Annotated in this window: 23 protein-coding genes; 8 read left to right on the top strand and 15 right to left on the bottom strand. The window is 68.5% G+C overall.

What is annotated here, in order from left to right; all coding sequences use genetic code 11:
• Positions 1-39: 39 nt before the first annotated feature.
• The 4 genes from HH310_RS38095 to HH310_RS38080 all read right to left on the bottom strand — a co-directional run bounded on the left by HH310_RS38095 (position 40) and on the right by HH310_RS38080 (position 5,358).
• A complete protein-coding gene (locus HH310_RS38095) occupies positions 40-2,067 on the bottom strand; it encodes an NAD(+) synthase (RefSeq protein WP_169180614.1) in 2,028 nt (675 codons plus the stop codon).
• Positions 2,068-2,157: 90 nt separating this feature from the next.
• Positions 2,158-3,165 (bottom strand): NAD-dependent epimerase/dehydratase family protein, encoded by a 1,008-nt coding sequence (locus HH310_RS38090; protein ID WP_169180613.1) that lies wholly within the window; start codon positions 3,163-3,165, stop codon positions 2,158-2,160.
• 52 nt (positions 3,166-3,217) lie between these two features.
• Positions 3,218-4,096, bottom strand: a complete 879-nt coding sequence (locus HH310_RS38085; RefSeq protein ID WP_169180612.1) for an AraC family transcriptional regulator — start codon at positions 4,094-4,096, stop codon at positions 3,218-3,220.
• Positions 4,097-4,158: 62 nt separating this feature from the next.
• Positions 4,159-5,358: a cysteine desulfurase-like protein gene (locus HH310_RS38080; RefSeq protein ID WP_169180611.1), complete on the bottom strand. Its 1,200-nt coding sequence runs from the start codon at positions 5,356-5,358 to the stop codon at positions 4,159-4,161.
• A gap of 56 nt (positions 5,359-5,414) precedes the next feature.
• Here HH310_RS38080 and HH310_RS38075 point away from each other — a divergent pair, with 56 nt between their 5' ends.
• The gene (locus HH310_RS38075; RefSeq protein ID WP_248294831.1) at positions 5,415-6,281 is read left to right on the top strand and encodes an alpha/beta fold hydrolase; all 867 of its coding nucleotides are present in this window, start codon (positions 5,415-5,417) and stop codon (positions 6,279-6,281) included.
• Positions 6,282-6,767: 486 nt separating this feature from the next.
• Here the strand turns inward: HH310_RS38075 and HH310_RS38070 are convergent, their stop codons facing one another.
• Positions 6,768-7,796 carry an LLM class flavin-dependent oxidoreductase gene (locus tag HH310_RS38070; RefSeq protein WP_169180609.1) on the bottom strand — a complete coding sequence of 343 codons (1,029 nt, stop codon included), beginning with the start codon at positions 7,794-7,796 and terminating at the stop codon, positions 6,768-6,770.
• 97 nt (positions 7,797-7,893) lie between these two features.
• On the opposite strand from HH310_RS38070, the gene HH310_RS38065 reads away from it, so the two are divergent.
• Together HH310_RS38065 and HH310_RS38060 are read left to right on the top strand one after the other, a co-directional pair.
• The gene (locus tag HH310_RS38065; RefSeq protein WP_211193139.1) at positions 7,894-8,226 is read left to right on the top strand and encodes a TraR/DksA C4-type zinc finger protein; all 333 of its coding nucleotides are present in this window, start codon (positions 7,894-7,896) and stop codon (positions 8,224-8,226) included.
• A gap of 126 nt (positions 8,227-8,352) precedes the next feature.
• The gene (locus HH310_RS38060; RefSeq protein WP_169180608.1) at positions 8,353-8,973 is read left to right on the top strand and encodes a hypothetical protein; all 621 of its coding nucleotides are present in this window, start codon (positions 8,353-8,355) and stop codon (positions 8,971-8,973) included.
• A gap of 4 nt (positions 8,974-8,977) precedes the next feature.
• Here HH310_RS38060 and HH310_RS38055 read toward each other — a convergent pair whose 3' ends face one another.
• Both HH310_RS38055 and HH310_RS38050 read right to left on the bottom strand, forming a co-directional pair.
• Positions 8,978-9,841 (bottom strand): tetratricopeptide repeat protein, encoded by an 864-nt coding sequence (locus HH310_RS38055; protein WP_169180607.1) that lies wholly within the window; start codon positions 9,839-9,841, stop codon positions 8,978-8,980.
• A 26-nt stretch (positions 9,842-9,867) separates the two neighbouring features.
• Positions 9,868-10,398 carry a hypothetical protein gene (locus HH310_RS38050; RefSeq protein ID WP_312034593.1) on the bottom strand — a complete coding sequence of 177 codons (531 nt, stop codon included), beginning with the start codon at positions 10,396-10,398 and terminating at the stop codon, positions 9,868-9,870.
• Positions 10,399-10,549: 151 nt separating this feature from the next.
• Between HH310_RS38050 and HH310_RS38045 the strand changes: the two genes are divergently transcribed.
• A complete protein-coding gene (locus tag HH310_RS38045) occupies positions 10,550-11,053 on the top strand; it encodes a hemerythrin domain-containing protein (RefSeq protein WP_169180606.1) in 504 nt (167 codons plus the stop codon).
• Positions 11,054-11,174: 121 nt separating this feature from the next.
• Complete coding sequence (locus tag HH310_RS38040; RefSeq protein WP_169180605.1) at positions 11,175-11,804, top strand: hypothetical protein; 630 nt, start codon at positions 11,175-11,177, stop codon at positions 11,802-11,804.
• 502 nt (positions 11,805-12,306) lie between these two features.
• On the opposite strand, the gene HH310_RS38035 is transcribed toward HH310_RS38040, so the two are convergent.
• The 3 genes from HH310_RS38035 to HH310_RS45090 form a co-directional block, all read right to left on the bottom strand.
• Positions 12,307-13,071, bottom strand: a complete 765-nt coding sequence (locus HH310_RS38035) for a DUF899 family protein (RefSeq protein WP_169180604.1) — start codon at positions 13,069-13,071, stop codon at positions 12,307-12,309.
• 55 nt (positions 13,072-13,126) lie between these two features.
• Positions 13,127-13,765 carry a GNAT family N-acetyltransferase gene (locus tag HH310_RS38030; RefSeq protein ID WP_211193138.1) on the bottom strand — a complete coding sequence of 213 codons (639 nt, stop codon included), beginning with the start codon at positions 13,763-13,765 and terminating at the stop codon, positions 13,127-13,129.
• A gap of 82 nt (positions 13,766-13,847) precedes the next feature.
• Entirely contained in the window at positions 13,848-15,161 is a 1,314-nt protein-coding gene (locus tag HH310_RS45090) for an MFS transporter (protein ID WP_169180603.1), read from the bottom strand.
• Between the two features lie 111 nt (positions 15,162-15,272).
• Between HH310_RS45090 and HH310_RS38020 the strand changes: the two genes are divergently transcribed.
• Positions 15,273-15,674: a PPOX class F420-dependent oxidoreductase gene (locus HH310_RS38020; RefSeq protein WP_312034592.1), complete on the top strand. Its 402-nt coding sequence runs from the start codon at positions 15,273-15,275 to the stop codon at positions 15,672-15,674.
• Positions 15,675-16,856: 1,182 nt separating this feature from the next.
• Here the strand turns inward: HH310_RS38020 and HH310_RS38015 are convergent.
• Positions 16,857-17,084 (bottom strand): hypothetical protein, encoded by a 228-nt coding sequence (locus tag HH310_RS38015; RefSeq protein WP_169180601.1) that lies wholly within the window; start codon positions 17,082-17,084, stop codon positions 16,857-16,859.
• 287 nt (positions 17,085-17,371) lie between these two features.
• Here HH310_RS38015 and ctaD point away from each other — a divergent pair, with 287 nt between their 5' ends.
• Together ctaD and HH310_RS38005 are read left to right on the top strand one after the other, a co-directional pair.
• Positions 17,372-19,102, top strand: a complete 1,731-nt coding sequence (gene ctaD / locus HH310_RS38010; protein WP_169180600.1) for a cytochrome c oxidase subunit I — start codon at positions 17,372-17,374, stop codon at positions 19,100-19,102.
• Positions 19,103-19,144: 42 nt separating this feature from the next.
• Complete coding sequence (locus tag HH310_RS38005; protein ID WP_169180599.1) at positions 19,145-19,939, top strand: SAM-dependent methyltransferase; 795 nt, start codon at positions 19,145-19,147, stop codon at positions 19,937-19,939.
• Here HH310_RS38005 and HH310_RS38000 read toward each other — a convergent pair.
• Genes HH310_RS38000 through HH310_RS37985 form a run of 4 tightly spaced genes read right to left on the bottom strand, consistent with a single transcriptional unit; the run spans position 19,936 to position 21,807 of the window.
• Positions 19,936-20,541: a dihydrofolate reductase family protein gene (locus HH310_RS38000; protein WP_169180598.1), complete on the bottom strand. Its 606-nt coding sequence runs from the start codon at positions 20,539-20,541 to the stop codon at positions 19,936-19,938. The two genes, HH310_RS38005 and HH310_RS38000, sit on opposite strands and share 4 nt — an antisense overlap.
• Complete coding sequence (locus tag HH310_RS37995) at positions 20,541-21,029, bottom strand: SRPBCC domain-containing protein (protein ID WP_169180597.1); 489 nt, start codon at positions 21,027-21,029, stop codon at positions 20,541-20,543. The genes HH310_RS38000 and HH310_RS37995 overlap by 1 nt, the downstream gene beginning before the upstream one ends.
• Positions 21,026-21,370: a metalloregulator ArsR/SmtB family transcription factor gene (locus HH310_RS37990; RefSeq protein ID WP_169180596.1), complete on the bottom strand. Its 345-nt coding sequence runs from the start codon at positions 21,368-21,370 to the stop codon at positions 21,026-21,028. The genes HH310_RS37995 and HH310_RS37990 overlap by 4 nt, the downstream gene beginning before the upstream one ends.
• Positions 21,371-21,381: 11 nt before the next feature.
• The gene (locus HH310_RS37985; RefSeq protein ID WP_169180595.1) at positions 21,382-21,807 is read right to left on the bottom strand and encodes an SRPBCC domain-containing protein; all 426 of its coding nucleotides are present in this window, start codon (positions 21,805-21,807) and stop codon (positions 21,382-21,384) included.
• Positions 21,808-22,570: the final 763 nt, after the last annotated feature.

The raw sequence follows: 22,570 nt of genomic DNA, 5'->3' as shown, positions 1-22,570 counted from the left end.
GGAGTGTCCGGTGGTCTCGTCTACCTGTGCGGGCACGTCTCAGTCGAAACGCGCCAGGTCGCGCAGCCAGACGTTCGCGTTGCCGTCCGAGGGCGCCCGCCAGTCGCCGCGCGGCGACAGCGAACCGCCCGCCGCCACCTTCGGGCCGTTCGGCATGGCCGACCGCTTGAACTGGGCGAACGCGAAGAACCGCTGGCTGAAGACGGTCAGCCACCGGCGGATCTCCGGCAGGTCGTAGGCATGGCGCCGGTCGGGCGGGAAGTTCGGCGGCCACACGCCCTCGGCCGCGTCGCGCCACGCGTGCCAGGCCAGGAACGCGATCTTCGACGGGCGCATCCCGTACCGGAGAATGTGGAACAACGTGAAGTCGTGCAGCGCGTACGGGCCGATCAGCGACTCGGTCGACTGCAGTTCGGCGCCCGGGACGAGTTCCGGGCTGATCTCGGTGCCGAGGATCGCGGTCAGCGTCTCGCCCACCTCGTCGTCGAACTGGCCGGTGCTCACCACCCAGCGGATCAGGTGCTGCATCAACGTTTTCGGCACGCCCGCGTTGACGTTGTAGTGGCTCATCTGGTCGCCCACGCCGTACGTGCTCCAGCCCAGCGCCAGCTCGGACAGGTCGCCGGTGCCGAGCACGATGCCGCCGCGCTGGTTCGCGATCCGGAACAGGTAGTCCGTACGGAGTCCGGCCTGGACGTTCTCGAAGGTCGTGTCGTACACCTCCTCGCCCCTGGAGAACGGGTGCCCGATCTCGCTGAGCATCAGCTTCGCGGTGGGCGTGATGTCCAGCTCCTCCTTGGTGACGCCGAGCGCGTCCATCAGCCGGTGCGCGTTGGCCTTGGTCTGCGAACTCGTGGCGAAGCCCGGCAGCGTGAACGCCAGGATGTCACTGCGGGGGCGGCCGGCCCGGTCCATCGCGCGGGCGGCCACGATCAGCGCCTGCGTCGAGTCCAGGCCGCCGGAGACGCCGATGACCACCTTCGGTTTGCCGATCGCGTCGAGCCGCTGCTGCAACCCGGAGACCTGGATGTTGTACGCCTCGTACAGGTCGAGGTCGAGCTTTTGCTTGTCGGCCGGCACGAACGGGAAGCGCTCGACCCGCCGCCGCAACCCGAGGTCGGTCCGCGGTGGGTTCAGGCGGAAGGGCACCTCGCGGAAGTTCCCGGTACGCCCCGAGTGCGTGCGCCGGTTGTCGTCGAACGAGCCCATCCGGAGCCGTTCCTGGCGCAGCAGATCCAGGTCGACGTCGGCGATCGCCTCGCGGTCGCCGTCCGGGAAGCGCTCCGACTCGGCGAGCAGCACCCCGTTCTCGTAGATCATCGTCTGCCCGTCCCAGGACAGATCCGTCGTCGACTCGCCCAGCCCCGCCGCCGCGTACACATAGGCCGCCAGGCAGCGCGCCGAGGCCGAGCGGGCCAGCATGCTGCGGTCCTCGGCCCGGCCGATAGTGATCGGGCTGCCTGACATGTTGGTCAGCACCGTCGCGCCGGCCAGCGCGGCCTCGGCGCTCGGCGGGATCGGCACCCACATGTCCTCGCACACCTCGGCGAACAGCACCAGGCCGGGCACGTCGGTCGCGGGGAACAGCAGATCGGGGCCGAACGGGACGCTCCGGCCGCCCAGCTCGATGCTGCCGCCGCGCTCCTGGTCGCCGGCTGCGAACCAGCGCTTCTCGTAGAACTCGCGGTAGTTCGGCAGGTACGACTTGGGGGCGACACCGAGGATCGCGCCGCCGTGGATGACCACCGCGCAGTTGTAGACGCGGTTGCGGTGCCGCAGCGGAGCGCCGACCACCAGAACGGTCATCAGCGCTTCGGTGGCTTTCGTCAGGTTGTCGAGGGCGGCCGCCACGTCGTCCAGCACGACGTCCTGCAGGTGCAGGTCCTCGATCGAGTAGCCGGCCAGGCCCAGTTCCGGGAAGACGGCGACCGCGACGCCCTCCTCGTGCAGGCGGCGGGCCGTGTTCTCGATGGCGGCGGCGTTGGCGTGCGGATCGGCGAGGACGGTGTGTCCGGTGCACGCGGCGACGCGCGCGAACCCGTGCTGGTAGATCGAGCGGAAGTTCACTCCCCCATCATGCTTCCTTCGCCGCGCTCACGTGGCGATGGGTGATCACCAGGACCGGTCGCGACGCCGGCCGCCGGTGGGGTAGCAGCCTCAGGTTCGGTGCCGGACACCGCCGGACCGGTCGGGATCTTCGGAGCGCGGCTCGCCCACCGCGGCGACCATCTCGCGCAGCGCCGCCACCGCGTCCCGCCGCGGATTCCAGCCCAGTTCCGTGGCGGCCCGGTCGGTCGCCACCAGCGGCGCCTCCAGGGCCAGGTGCACCCACCCGGCGTCGATCGGCTGCAACCGGGACCACCAGCTCAGTGCGGCCGCTCCGACAAGTGCCGGCGCGGGCAGCGGTACCCGTACGCCGTGGAAGAACTCCCCGAAAACTCGCGAATCCAGCACCGGGTCGGCCGCCAGATTGAAGGCGCCTCGCACATCGGTGCGCAGGATTCGCGCGTACGCCTCGGAGACGTCGTCCGCGTGCACCGCCTGAAGCCGCAGCCGTCGATGCGCCGGGACCAGCGGGATGCGCCGGTGACGCAACAGCCGCCCGGCGAAAGTCCGGCCGATGCGAGCGCCCGCGGTCCGGTCGAAGATCAGCGCCGGCCGCACCCGCACCACTCGCAACCCCGGGTAGTCGGACCCGACCTGATCGAGCATCCGCTCGACGAGCGCCCGGTGCCGGCTGTACGACGACCTCAGCACACCCCGGCGCGGATAACGCTCGGTGACGAACCCGTCCTTGGGCCCGGGCGAGTAGACACCCACCGACGACGCCTGCACCAGCGAGCCCACCCCGGCGGCGACGGCGGCGCGGGCGATCTCTCTACTTCCCAGGACGTTCGTCCGGAACAACCGCCGGGCATCGTGGCTGGGCTGCACCCGCCAGGCCATGTTGACCACCGCGTCGGCACCCCGGAAGACATCGGCCAGCCGATCCGCGGCCGCCTCCGCCACGAGGTCGATCGCATGCCATTCGACGTCCCGCCGGATGCCGACCGGCTCCGGGATCCGCCGCGCCACCCCCACGAGGTCGAGATCCGCCTCGGCCCACAGGCGGCGCAGCAGGGCGGCCCCGGCGTCCCCGGTGGCTCCCACTATCACTACGCGCATGGAGCGGGCATTACCCGGCAGCTCCCGATCAAACCGGTTCCACCCTTACCGGTCAGGGCAGCGCCGCCCCGGCCGACACATCCCGCAGGCGCAGCGCGTCCGCGCGCGGTGGCGCCCCGAACTGGCGGCGGTACTCGCGGCTGAACTGTGACGGGCTGTCATATCCGACCCGGTGCCCGACGCCGGCGACGTCGCCGGGTGACGCCGCCAGCAGCAACCGGGCGTGCTGCAGCCGGATCTGCTTCTGGAACTGGATCGGGCTCATCGCCGTCACCGCCTGGAAATTGCGGTAGAACGCCGACTCGCTCATGCCCGCGACCCGGGCCACGTCGGCGACCTGGAACGGCCGCGTGTAGTGCTCCCGGATCCAGCGCACGGCGCGCGCCACATGGGCCAGGCTGCTGTCGGCGAGCCCCAGCTGGCGTACGACATCGCCCTGCTCCCCCGTGATCAGCCGCCACAGGATCTCCCGGATCACCATCGGGGCGAGGACGGGCCGGTCGCGCGGCTGATCGAGCAGGCGCAGCAGCCGGACCAGCGCGTCGAGGAGCTCCGGCGTCGCGTCGCTGACCGCTATCCCGGACGGCGCCACCCCGCCGGACCGCGGGAACGGCCCGGCGTGCAGCAACAGGTCGGCGATCACCGACGGGTCCAGGGTGAGGCCGAGCCCGAGGGCCGGTCCGAGGAACTCCCCGGTGACCGGCATGTCGACCGAGGCGACAAGATACTGACCCGGCCCGTACGAATACACCCGGTCACCAAGCGCAAGCCGCTTCTCACCGCGTGCGATCACCGCCAGCACGGTCCCGGACATCGACGCCGACGGCGGGGCCGGCCGGTCGACCCGGCTGATCAGCAACCCGTCGACCGGGGTGCGCCAGTCGGGGCGGGCATGCTTGTCCAGCAGCGCGGTCAACTCGTCCAGCGACATGCCCCCCAGTGCAGCACGGGACCGCAGGAAAATCCCGTACGCGGGAGGATTGTGCAAGGATTCTAGAGTTTGCCGATGGCCTCCAGCAGCCGGTCGACCTCGTCCTCGGTGTTGTAGTGGTAGATCGCCGCCCGGACCGCACCGCCGGTGTCGCGCAGACCGGCCGCCGCGAAATACTCGACCGCGTAATAGTCGCCGTTGGACACGCAGATCCCCTGCTCACCGAGGATGCGGGCGGTGTCGGCCGGGGTCTGGCCGGCCACCCGGAACGAGATCGTCGGGCAGCGGTCGGCCGGCGCGGCACACACGGTCACGGTCTCGATCGACGCGAGACCGGCGGCGAGGCGTTCCAGCAGCCCCATCTCGTACGCCGTGACGGCCGCCATGCTCGCCACCAGCCGATCGCGGCGCGAGCCACCCGGCAGCCCGGCGAGACCCGCGAGATGGTCCACGGCCGCGGTCAGCCCGGCGAGCAGTTCGAAGCTGAGCGTCCCGTACTCGAAGCGGTCCGGCACCCGCTCCGGCGACGGAACCAGCTTGACCGGCCGCATCGTCTCCCACAGCGCGGGCGCGGCGACGACGGCGGCGTAATGCGGGCCGGACCATTTGTACGCGCTCGTCACGTAGAAGTCGGCACCCAGGTCGGTCACGTCGACGGGCCGGTGCGCGGTGGCGTGCACACCGTCCACATAGGTCAGCGCGCCGGCCGCGTGCGCGATCGCGGCGATCTCGCGGACCGCGGGCACGGTGCCGATGGCGTTGCTCGCGGCGGTGACGGCGACAAGCCGCGTACGGTCGGTGACCAGCCCGTGGTATTGCCCGACCGGCAGTTCGCCGGTGGCCGGATCGACGTCGGCCCAGCGCACGGTCGCGCCCGCCGAGGCCGCCGCCTGGACCCACGGCCGCACGTTGGCGTCGTGGTCGAGCCGGGAGACGACCACCTCGTCGCCGGGACCCCAGCTCTGCGCCAAAGTGCGGGCGACCAGGTACGTCAGGGCGGTCGCGCTGGGCCCGAAGACGACCCCGCCGGCATCACCGTCGACGAGGTCGGCGACCGCGCGGCGAGCGGCGTCGACGATCTCACCGGAGCGGCGCGCGGACGGGAAGGCCGTACCCCGGTTGGACACGGCGGTGCGCATGGCGTGCGCGATGGCGGTGATCGCCGCTTCCACGGGCTGGGTCCCGCCGGCGCCGTCGAAGTGCGCGAAGCCCTCGGCGAGGGCGGGATAGGACGACCGGATCGAGGGGATGTCGAGGGGCATGCCGACGACCTTATTGCAGGATCCCGTGCCCGTTAAGGGACACTGGTGGCGTGCGGATGGTCGGGGTCGACGACGGGGTACGCCTTCGTACGTGGACGACGGGAACGCCGGCGCGGCTCCCACCGGTGCTCGTGCTCCACGGCGGCCCAGGCTTGTGGGACTACCTCGCACCGCTCGCACGCCTGCTCGACCCGGTGACCGTCGTGCATCGTTTCGACCAGCGCGGCTGCGGCGGCTCAGACCCGTCGCCGGCACACACGATCGCGCGATACGTGGCGGACATCGAGGCACTGCGCCGGCATTGGGGCCACGACGCGTGGGTGGTCGCCGGTCACTCCTTCGGGGCGACGCTGGCCTTCGCGTACGCCCTGGCCCACCCGCGGCGCACGCTGGCCATGGCGTACGTGAGCGGGGTGGGTGTCGGCGACTGGCGCACCGGTTACGCGAGGGAACAGTCCCGTCGGATGACCGCATCGCAGCGGCAACGCCTGGCCGCCCTCGACGCTCAGGCCGCGCGTTCGCCGGCCGAGGAAGTCGAGTTCCGGGCGCTGTCCTGGTTCACCGACTACGCCGACCCCCACGACGGGTGGCGGTGGGCGCTGGCCGACGCGCGCGGCGGCGAGACCATCAACTGGACCGCGAACCGCGCGCTCACGGCCGAGACCCGGCGCTGGCCCGACGCCGACATGCTGGCCGGGGCACGGGGGCTGACCATGCCCTGCTGGTTCATCCACGGCGACGAGGACCCGCGCCCCGGCCGGACCGTCGCCGAGCTGGCCGCCGCGGTCCCGAGTTCCGGCGTCCACCCCATCCACGGCGCCGGCCACCAGCCGTGGCGCGAGCGTCCCGCCGAGACGCAGAGCGTGCTGCGCGAGATGCTGAGTCGTTGTTCGCAGCCCTTATTAGTCGAGGGCGGTGAGTGACCTGGTCATGGTGTGGCAGTTGCGCGGTGTTGCCGGCGCTGTGGTGATCCGTTCGGGGCTGGGAGGTCCCGTTATGTGGACACCGCGGTAACATCATGGATTTTTGTGAACCTTGGAGAGTTGCGCCCACATACGAGCCATAACTCTCCAAGGTTCACATTCGGCCGATAAAACCTGCCGGGCGAAAGCCTCGTTACGTGACAAAAGCATTCTCTACAATGGACGTCGGTCCCGCATCGTGGACGGTGGGTCCATGATGCGGACGCGGGTCTCAGCAGGCGGTCGCCCGTCTCACGGAATGGAAGCGCCGCGCGCCGAGCCCGCCCGTCCAGCGGCCCAGCTGACCCGATAAATCTCGGGAAATGTCGGATATGCGAGGGGGCGCTGAGGGCTGGCGGACGGACGGTGATCAGGTCGCTGACTCGCCTACTGCCACCGACTCGGCTTAGGACTTACTCGTCTTGTTCTGGTGCCCTCGCGGCGCGGTCAGGCCAGCATGTCCTTGACCATCGGGACCACCTTCGAGCCGTACAGCTCCACGGTGTGCAGCCGGTGGCTCGCCGGGATCGCGCCCGAGCTGTAGATCATGTCGTACCGCCCGACGCCCAGGGTCTTGATCGCGTCCGCCATCTTGCGGGCGACCGTCTCCGGCGACCCGACGTACATGGAGCCGTACTCGATCTCCGACTCGAACTCGGAGCGCTTGACCGGCGGCCAGCCGCGCAGCTTGCCGATCCGGTCGCGGATCACCTTGTAGTACGGGAAGTAGATTTCCTTGGCCTGCTCGTCGGTGTCGGCCACGAACCCCGGCGAGTGCATCCCGACCGGGTGCGCGGTGGTACCGAGCTGGTCGGCCGCCCGCTTGTACAGGTCGATATACGGCTCGAACCGCTCGGCCGGGCCGCCGATGATGGCCAGCATCAGGGGCAGGTCGTACTGCGCGGTCCGCACGACCGATTGCGGTGAGCCGCCCACGCCGACCCACGTGTCCAGCTTGCCGGACTCCGTCTTGGGGAACACGTCGGCGTCGGCCAGCGCCGCGCGCGTCGAGCCGCTCCACGTGACCGGCTTCTCCTTGAGCAGCTCCGCGAAGAGGTTGATCTTCTCCTCGAACAGCACGTCGTAGTTGCGCAGGTCGTAGCCGAACAGCGGGAACGACTCGGTGAACGAGCCGCGTCCGAGGATGACCTGGGCCCGCCCGTGCGACAGGGCGTCCACGGTCGCGAAGCGCTGGAACACCCGGACCGGATCGTCCGAGCTCAGCACGGTGACGCCGGACCCGAGCTTGATCCGCTCGGTCTTGGTGGCGATCCCGGCGAGCACCGTCTCGGGCGTCGACACGGAGTACTCCGGGCGGTGGTGCTCGCCCAGCGCGATCACGTCGATGCCGAGGTCGTCGGCCAGCACCGCCTCGTCGACGACCTGCCGGATCGCCTGGGCGTACGAGAGCGGCCGGCCGGCATCGTCCTGCGGCACGTCGCCGAACGTGTCGAGGCCGAACTCAACTGTGCTCATGACTTCCTCCCTGATTGACGTGTCAACTATGCGTCGCCGCGATTGACATGTCAACCAGATGAGACGCCCGCCTCTTCCCGGGTAGCGTCGAGGGCCCATGGAGCCCACCCGAGACCTGCTCACGCGCATGATCGACGAGGCGCGCGCCGAGGCCGCCACGCTGGAGGCCGACCTGCTGAGCCTGTTCGAGGCCGCGCGCAGCTCGAACGCCGACGACGAGCACGACCCCGAGGGCCAGACCATCGCGTACGAACGTGCCCAGCTCACCGCCGTCCTGGAGGCCACCCGCCGGCACGTCAGCGAGCTGCAGGACGCGGTTGAGCGCCTGGATGCCGGCGACTACGGGGTGTGCGAGGTCTGCGGAAACCCGATCCCGCCCGAGCGCCTCGCCGCCCGTCCGACGGCCCGCCGCTGCGTGACCTGCGCGTAGAGGTTTGGTCATCGTCGTTCTAGTCTGTGCATCGTCCGGGACGAGACGAGATAAGGCACGGTCATGATGCAGCGAACCGATCTCGTCGTCCCGTCAGCTCTGGTGGACTCGGTGCGGATTCCCGCGTTGGCGATCACCGACGGCACTGCCGACCCGGATTGGGTCGAGGTGCCGATGAGCCGGTGGCGGTTCAGACGGCAGCCCTCGTTGCGGCTTCCCCTGGACCAGCGGAGCGCCAGGCGGATCCGCCGATACAACCGGCTCGCACCGTGGTCTCCGCTGCCACCCGTCGTCGGGCTACTCGCATGGCTGACCTGGCTCAACGGGGACCTGCCGCAACCGTGGCGTTCGGTAGCACTCGGGGTGGCCGTGGGCTATTTCGTCGTCTGGTCCGCGCTGCGCGGCCGTGGGTTGTCTAGGCAGGTGCCGTTCCTGACGCGGTTCGGTGACCTGCGCGTACCCGAGGTTCCTCTCGAGGTCGCCTTCGAGTGGATCGCCCAGAATCCGGGCGTGACCGCCACCGACGAGCCCGCGCCGCGGCCACACTCACCGCGGTTCTATGGTTCCTCGGCCGTCGGCCTTCTCGTGGCGGCAGCCGGCCTCTTCGCCGTCCTGGAAACCGACGGGCGGGAAGACTTCATCCTCCTGTGGCTGCTCGTGCCCGTCCTCTTGGTCACCGGCGTATCCATGGCCTTGCGGACACAGCCGCCGGCGAAACCCGGCACCGGCCTGACATGGCCGAATTGAGGTGTCAGGCGCGGCGCAGGTCCGTCCAGGAACGTTCGTGCGGGCGGTCCCGGGTCCAGCCGTCAAGGATTGCCCGGGCGGTGTCCTCCGGTGCGGCGACGTACAGCGGTTGCTCGCCGGCGAAGCGGCCCCGCTCGCTCTCGTGCCTGCCCTGACTGCAGCAGGAGCAGCGGTCCACGCGGCTTTCCAGGATCTCCATGCCGTACCCGTCGTGCGCGAACCGCGCCGCGAGATCCTCGATGTCGTCGGCCTTCTCGGCGGCGACCACGACAGCCAGCGTCGCCAGCTCCGACGCCTCGAACAGACCGAGTTCGTCGAAGACCGGGTAGGCGACACCGCCGAGCACCCGTTCACCGCTCGGGGCACCACTGTGCAGGACGATCTCGCCGTAGCGGCGCGACGGGTCGAACGGCACGTTGAGGACGCGAGCCCGGACCGGATCGATCCGCCTGGCCCAGACGACCTCGTCGATGTCGAGCCGGATGCACGTGGGTCCGCCGTCGGTGTCGATCGGGCCGGTGCCGGGTATCGGGTCCATGCCGAAACCGACCCAGCAGTCGCGGGCCAGGTCCCAATCTCGGAGGGCGGTCGCGGCGGTACCAAGGTTCCAGTACGCGGGAGCGTTCGTTCCCCGCTCCACGAACCGGACCGCCTCCAGCCCGCGATCACGGCAGGCAGCCCAGTCCCGTATCCGGAGGGCACACAACGCGGCGTCGAACCAGAGCGCCTTGGCCAGCTCGGGCTCCACCGCGGCGGCCACGCCCGCCAGCAGGTCACCGGCGCGGCCGTACTGCTCGGCGTCGAACGCCTGGTACGCCTCGTCCAATGTGCGCTCGATGACAGCGCCCTGCGGCTCCTCGATCGTCATGGCGCGCACCATACGCGAGCACAGGATCAAGACGTGCTTCGCGCTCCTTGCCAGGCTTGTTCGAACTCGTCCTGACCGATTTCCCACTGTGCCAGCTCGGGATCGTGGAGATCGTTCGGCGGATTGAGTGGCCAATCGTCAGGTCCGGTCTGGATCGCGGTGCCGTCGCGGTACAGCTCAACCTGGCGCGTACGTCGGCCGTCCCGTCCAAGTTCCTCGAAGGAGACGAACGGTTCCGTGTCGTCCGCCTCGTCCCACGGACGCCGCAGGTACACGACGTCTCGTCCGGCGAGGGCACCGAACCCGGGCTGGTCTCGTTGGGCGTCCCGCTGTTCGCGCAAGCCGTCCAGGCCGGCCGGCATCACGGACGCATCGATGTCCACCTCGGTCAGGTCGAAGCCGGCGTACCGCGCCAGAGTCTGCGGATCATCGACAATTTCCACCTCGGCGAACGTCTCCACGATCTGACGTGCCGACCGCGCGTGGATCCACCACCACAAGCCGCCCATGCCGTAGTCGTGCAGTACCAGAAACCGTTTCTTCGTCTCTTCACTCACCGCCAAGATCATGCCGGAGGCCGCCGAGCCGCCCGCTGCTTGCCGTTCGGGTTTGCCGCTGCGCCGTGCACATGATCGGATGAGGGCAGCATCGCGTGCCGGTGGCGGGCAGCGTCAGGCATGGAGGTGCGGAACCGAAGGGCCGCCATCAATGGCTTCCCATGACCGCGACCGGGCGGTCGCGCTCAGCGTGCAGCTGGCGCAGGCACATCGCGAACTACGGCGCCAGATCAGCCAACTCAGAGCCGACCCGGCGACGTACCGACCGGACGACGACGTCCTGGCGACTCACTGCCTGGCTTTCTGCGCCGCCCTGACATCGCACCACCGGGGCGAGGACACCGGAATGTTCGCCGAGCTGCTGCGCGAGCGCTCCGACCTGGCCGCAACCGTCGCCAACCTCGTCCAGGACCACGAGATGATCGCACCGATGCTGTCGCGAGTAGCCGACCTCGCCCGCCGCGGCACCGGGTCCCGTGGTCCAGCGTTCGAGGCCATCCGCCGTGAGCTCGACGGCCTGGCCGCGATCATGGAGTCGCACTTCAACTACGAGGAACGAGCAATCAGCGAGGCGCTCGACGACGGGATTCGTGACACGGGCTGGCCGGAAATGGTGTTCATGTTCCAAGGCGCGGCGCACCGCGAGGCGCCGTAGCAAAGTCGTTCGGCGCGCGCGGTCTCACGATTGGCGAGCAGGTAGGCGCCGAGGCCGCGTCGGAGTGCGGGCGGTCCAAATATGGTCGCAGGCGTCGCGTTTGGCTCGCTAGCCTCGGGCGATGATCACGATGACGCCGGTGCTGGAGCGCTGGTTTGCCGGCTGCCCGTTCTGGCCGGCGGAGCAGACCGACTTCTATTTGGCGGTTCCGCGAATGCCGACGTCGCAGCAGGTGGGAACGGTGGTCTGGACGTTGATCGCACATAGCGTGACCGCCGAGGACCGGTCGATCACCGCGAGGGACGCCGCCGAGGCGATCGAAAAGTATTTGACCTGCGACGACGAGGACTTCGCGGCCGGTGGGTTGCGGTTAGGTGACGACGGCTTCGTCATCGATCCTGGCTGCTGCGTGGGACTTGACGAATGGCGCGATTGGCGGCTTGTGATCGGCGGTGAGGTGATCTATCTCGGCCACGATCCCGACCCGCTGGTCGAGCATCGAGGGCCGGTGGTCCGTGTATGGATGACCGGCGGGCAACATTCTTCCGGGACGGCCCTTAATCCAGACGAACCACACATCGACATCCCGCGCCATGTCCTGCCGGCGCTTCTGGGTGCGGTTCAGCAGGATCTGGCCGGTTTCTTGACTGCGCTGCATCCATGGGTGCAGGGCATCCGCGCCGATCTGGCGGACCCGCTTGTCGCCGCCGTGGACCGGCGCCTGCGGATCAGCGCACCCCTCGGCATCTGAGGCGAGGACGCGCTTTTATCCCTTGCCTTCAAGGTGCCGGCGCCGGGCGGGCCGCGTCAGCCGGTGCCCGCCGCCGCCCCGCGAGGCCACAATGTGGGATCCGTGTTCGTTCTGCGGGACTGGCGCCCACATCGTGGCAGCAGGTCCACAATCTGGGATCAGCGTTCATAGTAGAGGGTATTTCGTTGGCTTTCGCGCGCTTTTTGTGGTCGTTTTCGCCGAGGTTTTGTAGACCTTGGATACTTCGGGCTCGCATGTGGGCGTAACTCTCCAAGGTCTCGAGAATGTCCAGAATGTGGCCGGGATCGCCGCATAATGGGATGGATGGACCAGGTGCGCGTCGACCTGGCGACGTGTGCGGCTCGTTGGGCACCTTCCTGCGGCGAAAAGCGTGACGGGCCGGGGTCGCGGACCACTGCGGATGGCCGGTCGCCGGCCGCCCGACCCGCACGGCGTCGGGATCCACCCCGGCCCGGCCCAGAATCGACGCTGATCTCTGTCCCTAGTGATGGGCACCGGTTCGGCCGAGAGTTGTCTCCGGGGTTGCTCCTGGACGGGTCCACTGGGGCACCGGGCGGCTCGTCGCACCCCACGTCGCCTTGCCGTCCGCGTCCGCGCGCCAATACCAGCAAGGCTCTCCACCCTCGGGCCATCCATCCGGGCTGACCTGCCAAGCCTCGCCTCGCCCGTACGGCGTCATGTCGAGCAGGGCGAACGACCCGCTGGCCGGCTCGGTGCCCCGGCCCGTTGTGCGATACGTGAGGAACACGCGGTCGCCGTCGCGCAGGAAGCAACTGAAACAGCCCATGTCGCCGCCGACCGGCTCCGGCACGTCGCGCACCGAATACCACGGCTGGGTGTAGCCCATGAACTCGACGAACGGGGCCACCTCATCCCACCGGCCAGGGGTGAGTACGGCGAACGAAACCCCGCGCGCGCTGAGGTAACTGGTGTCTCGCAGATGCCAGGCCGACACCGTGCAGCCCTCGCACTGCCCTTGGTGCGGCGCGCCGTCGTACCACATGTGCTGGTAGACAAGGAGCTCAGCGCGGCCTTGAAACAGCTCCCGGAACGGCACCGGGCCGCCCGCGCCGACAACCTCGACGCCACCGTCGATCTCGACCATCGGCAGCCGGCGACGTGCCGCGGCGATCGCATCGCCCTCGCGGGTGTGCGCCTTCTCCCGGAGCAGCAACTCGTCCCGGGCGGCCTGCCAGGTGTCCGGGTCGACGATCGGCGGCCGCCCGGAAAGTTCGTTCGTGGTCATGGCTGACTCCCCTCTGTGCTGGAGACGTCGAAGCTGCCGGCCCGGCTTCGACACATCAGGTGCCACTCATGCCCAACCGGCCGGTCAACTGCTCCTTGACCCGCGGCCAGTCGTCGTCGGTGATCGCGTAGACGGCGGTGTCGCGCCATGTCCCGTCCGCACGACGTCGATGCTTGCGCATCGTCCCCTCCCGGGTGGCGCCGAGCCGCTCGATCGCGGCGCGCGCCCGCTCGTTGCGGACATCGGTGACCAGCGTTACCCGTACGGTGGCCAAGGATTCGAAGGCGAAGCTGAGCATGAGAAGCTTCGCCTCGGCGTTCGCGCCGGTACCCCACCACTGCCGTCCGAGCCACGTGTAACCGATGGTCAAAGTGCGCAGCCGGGGATCGGGGTCGGCGAACGACGTCGTCCCGGCGAATGTGCCGGTCGCCACGTCGATCTGGGCGTAGGGAAGCCGCACCCCGCGAGCGCGGGCGGCCAGTGCGGCGACGATGTGCGCTCGCGCATCGTCCACCGTGACCGGTCGGGCCAGCGCTCCTCCCGGCGGGCTCTGCCACCGGAAGATCTCAGCGGCGTCCTCCTCGCTGCCGGCTGCGGCCAGATAGCCTGCCGCATGTTCGTACCGCAGCGGTTCGAGCCGGATCCGGCCGCCCGCCAGTTCCGGCATCGCGTAAATGAGGCTGTCACCGATCATCGAGGGATCATCGCAGCCGCTCTCCAGCAGTACTTCACGGCGGGAGCCACGGCCAACGCCACATCGACGCCGTCCGGCAGGCTCAGGAACGGACGCTTGCCGCCTTGGCCGGGGCCGGCTCGTGGGAGCGCCTCGGCAGGAGCAGCAGCGCGCCGAACCCGAGCGCGCAGCAGCCGATCACGTACCAGCTGATCCCGGTGCTCGAGCCGGTCGACTGCAGGATCTTCGTGGCGATCAGCGGGGCCGGGCCGCCGGCGATGACCGACGCGAGCTGATAGCCCAGGCCGGCGCCGGAATAGCGCAGATTGGTGCCGAACGATTCGGCGATGAGCGCCGCCTGCGGCCCGTACTGCATGTCGTGAAACACCAGCGACAGCACGATCGCGACGAGAATGAGCGCCGACTCTTTCGTGTTGAGCAGGCCGAAATAAGGGAACGCGAATATCGCCGTCAACACGATCCCGGTGCCGTACACCCGTCGGCGCCCGAACCGGTCGGACAGATGCCCGAAGACCGGCACGGTGATCAACCCGATCGTCGCCGCGATCAGGATGTCGTCCAGCAAACCGTCACGGTCCAAACCCAACTGCTTGGTCCCGTACGTCAAGACGAAGCTCGTGAAAAGGTAAAAGGGAGCTTGTTCGCCCAGTCGCACAAAGGCGGACGTGATGATCGTTCGCCATTCGGTGCGCACGACTTCGAGCAGCGGACGGCGTACGACGGAATCGGTTTGAACGACGTGGGTGAACTCGGGGCTCTCCAGCACACGCAGGCGCACGTAGAGGCCGACGGCGACCAGCACGATGCTGAGCAGGAACGGGATCCGCCAGCCCCAGCTCTCGAAATGGGGGCCGGTCCAGTCGGTCATCAGCCGGAAAATGCCGGTGGACAGCACCAGCCCGAGCGGAACACCCAATTGCGGCCACGAGGCCATCAGACCCCGGCGGGTACGCTTCCCCCACTCCATCGACAGCAGGACCGAGCCGCCCCATTCGCCGCCGACGCCGACGCCCTGTCCGATGCGGAGCAGAGTGAGAAGGATCGGCGCGGCGTACCCGATGGCGGCATAGGTGGGCAGCACACCGATCAACGTGGTGCTGATACCCATCAGCAGAAGCGTGGCGATGAGCGTGGCCTTACGCCCGATCCGGTCACCATAGTGGCCGAAGATAGCGGCGCCGACGGGCCGGGCCGCGAAGCCGACGAACTGCGTGCCGAACGACAGCAGAATGCCGGTGAAGGCGGCCTGCTTCGGGAAGAAAAGCGCTGGGAAAATGAGCGAGGCGGCGGTGTTGTAGAGGAAGAAGTCATACCATTCGATGGTGGTGCCGACGGTGCTGGCGAGGACGGCGCGCCGGCGGTGCGAGGACTGCGAGACGGTGTCCGGAACGGCCACGATGGCCTCCCTATGCCGAGTTCGTCACGATCCCCCGAATATCGCCCTCCATCGATCGGTGCGCAACTCGGGAAGCGGGTTGCCGGTGGCGGTGCCTGTATGGTGCAGCTCGTGTCTGATCTCCCCACCCGGCTCACCGACCTTCTCGAGGCGCCGAGCACGTGCTTACTCTCGACCCTCAACCCGGACGGCGCGCCGCAGCTGACCGAGGTCTGGGTCGACACCGACGGCAAGAACATCCTGGTAAACACGGTCGAGGGCCACCGAAAGCTGAAGAACGTGCGCCGCGACCCGCGGGTGGCCGTGAGCATCCTGGACCGAGCCGATCCGTCCACGTACTACTCGGTCGCCGGCACCGTGATCAGCATCGACACCGAGGGCGCGGCGGCCCACATCGACCGCTTGTCCCAGAAGTACACCGGCGCCCCGTACCGCAACTACCGAGGCGTCCCCCAGACCCGAGTCCTGCTGACCATCCGCCCGGACCGGATCGTCCACGCCCCCTGGAGCTAGGCCCGTTCCCGGCCGCCTCTTCGAGCTCCCGTTTCGCGGCGCATTTCTTGCGCCTTGTCGGTTGGACTCTCTCACCCTTTGACGGTGGGGGGCCGAGGGTGCCCCATCACGGCTTGGTGGAGCGCTTTTATGCCGTGATGGGGCACCCTCGGCCCCCCACCTCGCGTGGTGTCACGCGCCAGCCGGGCGTTGGCCTACTCGCTGCTCACTGCATGGCCGGGCTGGCCGGCTCCCCTTGCGCTGAGTGATCCGGCTGCCGCGCTGTGGCCGACCTTTTGCCCTTTTACTTTCAGCCGGCGGATCTGGGTGGTGGGTCAAGCGAGCGAACCGTGCCGCCTTACGCTCAGCACGTCGCGCTTGGGCGATGGCCTACTCACCGCTGAGCGGCGGGCCGACCTGAGCGTTCACCTTCCGCTCGGCGTCGGCTCACGGCCAACCAACGAGCGTACGTCAGGCGATTAGCTTGCGCTCAGCGGGGCTTAATCCCCCGATGGGCCTGAGCTGGGTGATCAGCTTGCGCCGAGCGGGGCTGAAAGCCACCGACGCGCGTGAGCTAGGCGATCAGCTTGCGCCCAGCGGGCGGAAAGCCAACGACCTGCGAGAGCTGGCCGGCCGGCTTGCGCCGAGCGGGGCTGAAAGCCACCGACGTGCGTGAGCTGGGCGATCAGCTTGCGCCCAGCGGGGCTCGAGGCCGGGCCGCCGCAGGCGAGAGGCCGGGGTGAGGAGCCGCCGGGCCGGTGGTGGACGCCCAGGCTGGCGGTGCAGCTAGCGGTGGGTGAGCCGACGCCCAGGCGTGACGTGCTGAGCGTGAGGCGGCACGGTTCGCTCGCTTGACCCGGCACCCAGATCTGCCCGCTGAACGCGAAAGGCAAAGACCGACCACAGCGCGGCAGCCGGATCACTCAGCGCAAGGGGAGCCGGGAAGCCCGACCGTGCAGCCAGAGGTGAGTAAGCCAACGCCCAGCTGGCGCGTGACACCACGCGAGGTGGGGGGACGAGGGTGCCCCATCACGGCATAAAAAGGGTCCACCAAGCCGTGATGGGGCACCCTCGTCCCCCCACCGTCAGAGCGCAAGAAAGCCCAACCCGCCAAAGCGCAAGAAAGCCCAACCCGCCAAAGCGCAAGAAAGCCCAACCCGCCAGAGCGTAGGAGAGCCCAACCCGCGGAGCGCAAGAACGGCGCTACGGCTTGCCGGGCTCGGCGCCCTTGGCGGCCCGCCGGTCCTGCCAGTGCAGGAACAGCCAGAACGGAACGGCCACCACCCAGATCAAGGCAGACCAGCGCATCCACGCGACGTCCGACGTCACGTCGATCGTGAACGTGATGATGCCGAGCGGGACCAGGATGAGAAAGAGCCGCCTCGGCGTGTTGTCGATCATCCGCTTGAGGCCGTTGGCGATGAAGGGCACCTATCCATCATGCCCCGCACCGCAAGCTGATCAAATGCTGTGGCCACGATCACGATGAATCTTAGTGACCCCCGATGTACGGAGCGTGCCCGCTTTGCCGGTCCGTACCGGGGAAGGCTCTTGACCTGGGGTTTCTCATGATCCCACGACCCAGCCCCTCACCGATTCCGACAAACCACGCAACCAGGCGGAATCGCACCCTCGGCGTCGCCTGCGCTTTACCTGCATCGGCCACGCGCGTAGCGTCTGACCTCGGCAGGAGCGTCCGCAGCCATCGGAGGTCGCCCATGACCAGCGTCGTCCCGAAGCCGGTTGTCGCTCGCCCGTGGCCGGTCCGCCGTCAGGTGAAGGGGTCGGCCATCGGTCGGCTGCTGCGTACCACTGACGCGAAGCAGATCGGCATCATGTACGGGGCGACGGCGTTCGCGTTCTTCATGATCGGCGGCCTCATGGCCCTGCTCATGCGCGCCGAGCTCGCCCGCCCGGGCATGCAGATTCTGTCGCCCGAGCAGTACAACCAGCTTTTCACGATGCACGGCACGATCATGCTGCTGCTGTTCGCGACGCCGATCGTGTTCGCCTTCGGGAACTTCGTGGTGCCCCTGCAGATCGGTGCCCCGGACGTTGCCTTCCCCCGGTTGAACGCCTTCGCGTACTGGCTGTTCCTGTTCGGCGGGTCGCTGGTCCTCATCGGGTTCCTGACCCCGGAGGGCGCCGCCGACTTCGGCTGGACCGCCTACGCCCCGCTCAGCGACTCGGCGAACTCCCCCGGCGTCAGCGGCAACATGTGGGCGATCGGCCTGGCCGTCTCGGGTCTCGGCACCATTCTCGGCGCCGTCAACATGATCACCACGATCCTGACGTTGCGGGCGCCCGGCATGACGATGTTCCGGATGCCGATTCTGACCTGGAACATCCTGGTCACCAGCCTGCTGGTCATCCTGGTCTTCCCGTTCCTGGCGGCCGCGCTGCTCGCTCTCGCCGCCGACCGGATCCTCGGCGCGCACGTCTATGACGCGGCGACCGGCGGGCCCATGCTGTGGCAACACTTGTTCTGGTTCTTCGGCCATCCCGAGGTGTACGTCGTCGCGCTTCCGTTCTTCGGCATCATCACCGAGGTCATCCCGGTGTTCAGCCGCAAGCCGGTCTTCGGTTACAAGGGGCTGGTCGCGGCCACGCTGTTGATCGCCATGCTGTCGATGTCGGTGTGGGCGCACCACATGTTCGCCACCGGGCAGGTATTGCTGCCGTTCTTCAGCTTCCTCAGTTATCTGATCGCGGTGCCGACCGGCATGAAGTTCTTCGTGTGGGTCGGCACGATGTGGCGCGGCCAGATAAGTTTCGAGACCCCGATGATGTTCTGCATCGGGTTCCTCATAACATTCCTGCTCGGTGGTCTCACCGGCGTGCTGCTGGCCAGCCCGCCGCTGGACTTCCATGTCACCGACTCGTACTTCGTGGTGGCGCATTTCCACTACGTGCTGTTCGGCACCATTGTGTTCGCGGTCTTCGCCGGCTTCTATTTCTGGTTCCCGAAAGTGTTCGGCAGAATGCTCGACGACCGCATCGGCAAGATCCACTTCTGGCTGACATTCATCGGCTTCCACACCACCTTCCTGGTGCAGCACTGGCTGGGCGCCGAGGGCATGGCGCGCCGGTACGCGGACTACCTGTCCACGGACGGATTCACCACGCTGAACACCATTTCCACGCTCGGCGCGTTCGTGCTCGGTATCTCGACCCTGTTCTTCATCTACAACATCTGGAAGTCGTACAAGGTCGGTCAGGTGGTGACCGTCGACGACCCGTGGGGCCACGGCAATTCGCTGGAATGGGCCACCTCGTCGCCGCCGCCGCTGCGCAACTTCGACAAGATGCCCCGGATCCGGTCCGAGCGGCCCGCGTTCGACGCGAAGTTCCCGGAACTGGCGGCGGAGTCGGTCGCCGGCCCGCCGGAGGGTGGCGCGCGTCCGCTGACCCGCGAATCAGATGGCGGTTCCACGTCGCAAGAGGGTTAGGATCATCGATGTACGCGTCCCCCCGCGCGCAGGAGATGATCTGTGGACCGGCTCGGCGGCATCGACCAGCACGTCCCGCACACCGCACGCATCTGGAACTACTGGCTGGGCGGTAAGGACAACTTCGCCGCGGACCGTGCCGTCGGCGATCAGGTGCAGCGGTTCCTGCCCGACATCGTCACGTCCGCCCGGGCCGACCGCAAATTCCTCCACCGAGCCGTACGCCACCTGGTGTCCGACGCCGGCATCAGGCAGTTCCTCGACGTCGGCACCGGGCTGCCCACCGCCGACAACACGCACGAGGTGGCGCAGCGGATCGCCCCGGAGACGCGGATCGTCTACGCCGACAACGACCCGCTGGTGCTGACCCACGCGCGGGCGCTGCTGACCAGCACCCCGGCGGGCGCGACCGACTACATCGACGCCGACGCGCGCGACACGTCGGCGATCCTGGCCGCGGCGGCCAAGACGCTCGACTTCGAGAAGCCGGTGGCGGTCATGCTGCTGGGCGTACTCAACTTCATCGGCGACGACGAGGAAGCGGTGGGGATCGTCCGGCGGTTGATGGCGGCCGTGCCGTCCGGCAGCTATCTGGCGATCGCCCACCCGACCACCGAGGTCCGGCCGGAGGAGTCCGCCGCCGCCGCGAAGCAGTGGAACGAGACGGCGACGCCCCCGATCACGTTACGCAGCAAGGCGCAGCTGCTGGACTACTTCGACGGGCTGTCGGTGCTCGACCCGGGCGTGGTGACCTGCACGAAGTGGCGGCCGGAGCCGGGCGATCCGACCGCCGGCACCGACGTCTACCAGTTCTGCGGGCTGGCCCGGAAACCCTAGAACGTCCCCGTCTTCAGGTCGCCGGATGGACGGTACCGGTTGATGACCACCCCGGTCGTGGACGTCGTGGTGTCGACGAGCTCGAGTCCGCCGGCCGGCACGCCCTCGGTGAAAAGCCGCTTCCCGGTGCCGACCAGCACCGGGAACGTCCACAACAGATACTCGTCGACGAGGCCGGCGCGCATCAGCGTCTGCAGCAGGTTGACGCTGCCGTGCACCTGAAGGTCGCGGCCGTCGTCCTTCTTCAGCGCCGCGACGCTCCGGGCCGCGTCGCCCTTGAGCAGGACCGACTTGTCCCAGCTCAGGTCGGGCTTGCCGCGGGAGGCGACATATTTGGTCGCGCGCGCGAACGGCATTCCGACGCCCTGCTCGTCGGCGTGCTGCGGCCAATAGCCGGCGAAGATGTCGTACGTGCGGCGCCCCAGCACGAGATCGACGGGCTCGCGCAGGAATTCGTCCATCACCGTGCCCATGCGGTCGTCGAAATACGTGACGGCCCATCCCCCGTACGGGAAATCGCCGTCGCCGTCCTCACCGGGGCCGCCGGGCGCTTGAATGACGCCGTCCAGGCTCATGAACATGGTGGCGCTGAGCTTGCGCATTATTTACCCCCGTTGTCGCTGATGAGAATGTCGTCGATCTGTGCGAGTGCCGAGATCCAGCCCTCTTCGAAGCCCATCTTCACGATCTCCTCAAGATGGGCGAGGTCGACGAACCGGGTCACCGCTGTCATCCGGGCGCCGGCGTCGATCGGTTCCAGGGTGACGACCGAATGCGCCTTCCGCCCGGTCGGCTCGCCCCTGTCGTCGGCGAACGCGTCGTCATACTCGAGCCGGTGCGGTGGCTCGATCGCGGTGAGCTGCAGCCAGCCGTGCATTTTCTCGCCGTCCGGGCCGGTCATGTAATAGCGCCCCTCGCCACCCACTTCGAACTCGAACTTCTCGAACGTGGCGGGCCACTCCGGCGGGCCGTACCAGCGTTCCAGCTGGCGCGGATCGGCCCAGACCTGCCACAGGCGCTCGACCGTCGCGGCAAACTCGGCGACGAATGTCAGGGTCAGTTTCTCGACGTCTTTGTGCGAGTTGATCACGGGTTCTCCTTTTCGCCTCGCAGGAGGCGGTCGATGCCGTGGGCGCGGTGCAACCACAATTGCTCGTACGCGTCGAGCAGGCGCGCCGCCCGGCGCACGGCCGTGAGCTCGGCGTGCACCACCTGCTCGCGGCCGCGGCGTTGTTTGGTCACCAGGTCGGCCCGTTCCAGCACCGCCACGTGTTTCTGCACCGCGGCGAAACTCATCGGATAGTGCTTGGCCAGGGCGGAGACGGACTCCTCGGCGCGGATGACCCGGGTCAGAATGTCGCGCCGGGTCGCGTCCGCGAGCGCGTGGAAGACCCGGTCGATGACCGCGTCCTCCACCTCACTTACAACCATGTGGTTGTACGTTAGTGGTGACTCGCCCGGCTGGCAAGGGCTTCCGCCCAGGAGTCGATGAACGCCGGGTAGTTCTCCGCGAACGTGGCGAGATAGTCGCCGCCAGCCTCGGTCAAGGCCGTGAGCTGGTAGGTTACCGTCACCTCGCTGCCATCGCCGTCGGGCTTGAGCTCGACCGCGACCGTGCCGGCGTCACGGCCTGTCACCACTCGCGCGTAGCGGATCCGGCGGTTCTCCTCGCTGTCGACGACGATCCAGGTGGCGTGGTGGCCGTGCGCATCGGTCTCGAAGACGGTGCCGATGGTGGCGTCGTCGGCGACCTCGTCCGGGAACGCCGGGGCCCAGCCGTCCACCCAATCGCGCTCGCCGCGCGCGGTGAACAAGCGGAACGCCTCTTGCGGAGGCAGCGACACATGCAATTTTCCGACTAGGGTCATGCGGCTATCTTGCCGAGCGGGGGCGCCCTGCCGGTGGTAATTACCGTGCGAGCGGCGGTCTCGAGACTTTCCGGGGCCGGGGTCCGAATCCGCGGCGACCTGCTCGCCGTGTCCGGCGTGGCCGGCCCCGACCGGCTCATTGCCGCCCCCGAGCCAGGCAGCGGTGGATATCGATGCCGCGCGTGTCGAGCCTCCGCAACCGGCAATGGGCAAGGGGCAACCGGCCCGCAACCGGCAACCCGCAACCGGCAACCCGCGACCCGCGACCTGCGACCCGCGACCGGCAACCCGCGACCGGCAACCCGCGACCGGCAACCGGCAACCCGCGACCTGCGACCGGCAACCCGCAACCCGCAACCGGCAACCCGCGACCGGCAACCCGCGACCCGCGACCCACAGCAGTGCGTGGCGCACAACCGGCAGCTACCGCCGAGATGATCACCGAGCCTCACAGGTCTCCAGGTTGACGCGCGCCTCGTCCATCCATCCCACTATGCGGCGATCCCGGCCACATTCTGGGATTTCTCGAGACCTTGGAGAGTTACGCCCACATGCGAGCCCGAAGTCTCCAAGGTCTACAAAACCTCGGGGAAAACGGCTGAACAAAGCCCGCGAAAGCGGCAAAAGGAGGCTCCACTGTGGACGCAGATCTCACATTGCGGACCCACTGCCACGATGTGGGCGCCGGTCCCGTACAGCGGACACGGATCCCACATTTCGGCCTCGTGGGGATGGCGGAGGGCGCGGGCCGACGCGGCCAGGT

This window comes from Actinoplanes sp. TBRC 11911 (assembly GCF_012933445.1).
Lineage (GTDB): Bacteria > Actinomycetota > Actinomycetes > Mycobacteriales > Micromonosporaceae > Actinoplanes.
This window is presented reverse-complemented; position numbering and strand designations above follow the sequence as displayed.

Excerpts from the sequence above, each read along its gene's own strand:
- HH310_RS38055 (WP_169180607.1), bottom strand. The coding sequence starts at position 9,841 with ATGACGATCGAGGAGCCGCAGGGCGCTGTCATCGAGCGCACATTGGAC.
- HH310_RS38000 (WP_169180598.1), bottom strand. The coding sequence starts at position 20,541 with ATGCGCAAGCTCAGCGCCACCATGTTCATGAGCCTGGACGGCGTCATT.
- ctaD (WP_169180600.1), top strand. The coding sequence starts at position 17,372 with ATGACCAGCGTCGTCCCGAAGCCGGTTGTCGCTCGCCCGTGGCCGGTC.
- HH310_RS38065 (WP_211193139.1), top strand. The coding sequence starts at position 7,894 with ATGGAGCCCACCCGAGACCTGCTCACGCGCATGATCGACGAGGCGCGC.
- HH310_RS38085 (WP_169180612.1), bottom strand. The coding sequence starts at position 4,096 with ATGTCGCTGGACGAGTTGACCGCGCTGCTGGACAAGCATGCCCGCCCC.
- HH310_RS38040 (WP_169180605.1), top strand. The coding sequence starts at position 11,175 with ATGATCACGATGACGCCGGTGCTGGAGCGCTGGTTTGCCGGCTGCCCG.
- HH310_RS38090 (WP_169180613.1), bottom strand. The coding sequence starts at position 3,165 with ATGCGCGTAGTGATAGTGGGAGCCACCGGGGACGCCGGGGCCGCCCTG.
- HH310_RS38075 (WP_248294831.1), top strand. The coding sequence starts at position 5,415 with ATGGTCGGGGTCGACGACGGGGTACGCCTTCGTACGTGGACGACGGGA.
- HH310_RS38030 (WP_211193138.1), bottom strand. The coding sequence starts at position 13,765 with ATGATCGGTGACAGCCTCATTTACGCGATGCCGGAACTGGCGGGCGGC.
- HH310_RS38070 (WP_169180609.1), bottom strand. The coding sequence starts at position 7,796 with ATGAGCACAGTTGAGTTCGGCCTCGACACGTTCGGCGACGTGCCGCAG.
- HH310_RS37985 (WP_169180595.1), bottom strand. The coding sequence starts at position 21,807 with ATGACCCTAGTCGGAAAATTGCATGTGTCGCTGCCTCCGCAAGAGGCG.
- HH310_RS37990 (WP_169180596.1), bottom strand. The coding sequence starts at position 21,370 with ATGGTTGTAAGTGAGGTGGAGGACGCGGTCATCGACCGGGTCTTCCAC.
- HH310_RS38045 (WP_169180606.1), top strand. The coding sequence starts at position 10,550 with ATGGCTTCCCATGACCGCGACCGGGCGGTCGCGCTCAGCGTGCAGCTG.
- HH310_RS38035 (WP_169180604.1), bottom strand. The coding sequence starts at position 13,071 with ATGACCACGAACGAACTTTCCGGGCGGCCGCCGATCGTCGACCCGGAC.
- HH310_RS38080 (WP_169180611.1), bottom strand. The coding sequence starts at position 5,358 with ATGCCCCTCGACATCCCCTCGATCCGGTCGTCCTATCCCGCCCTCGCC.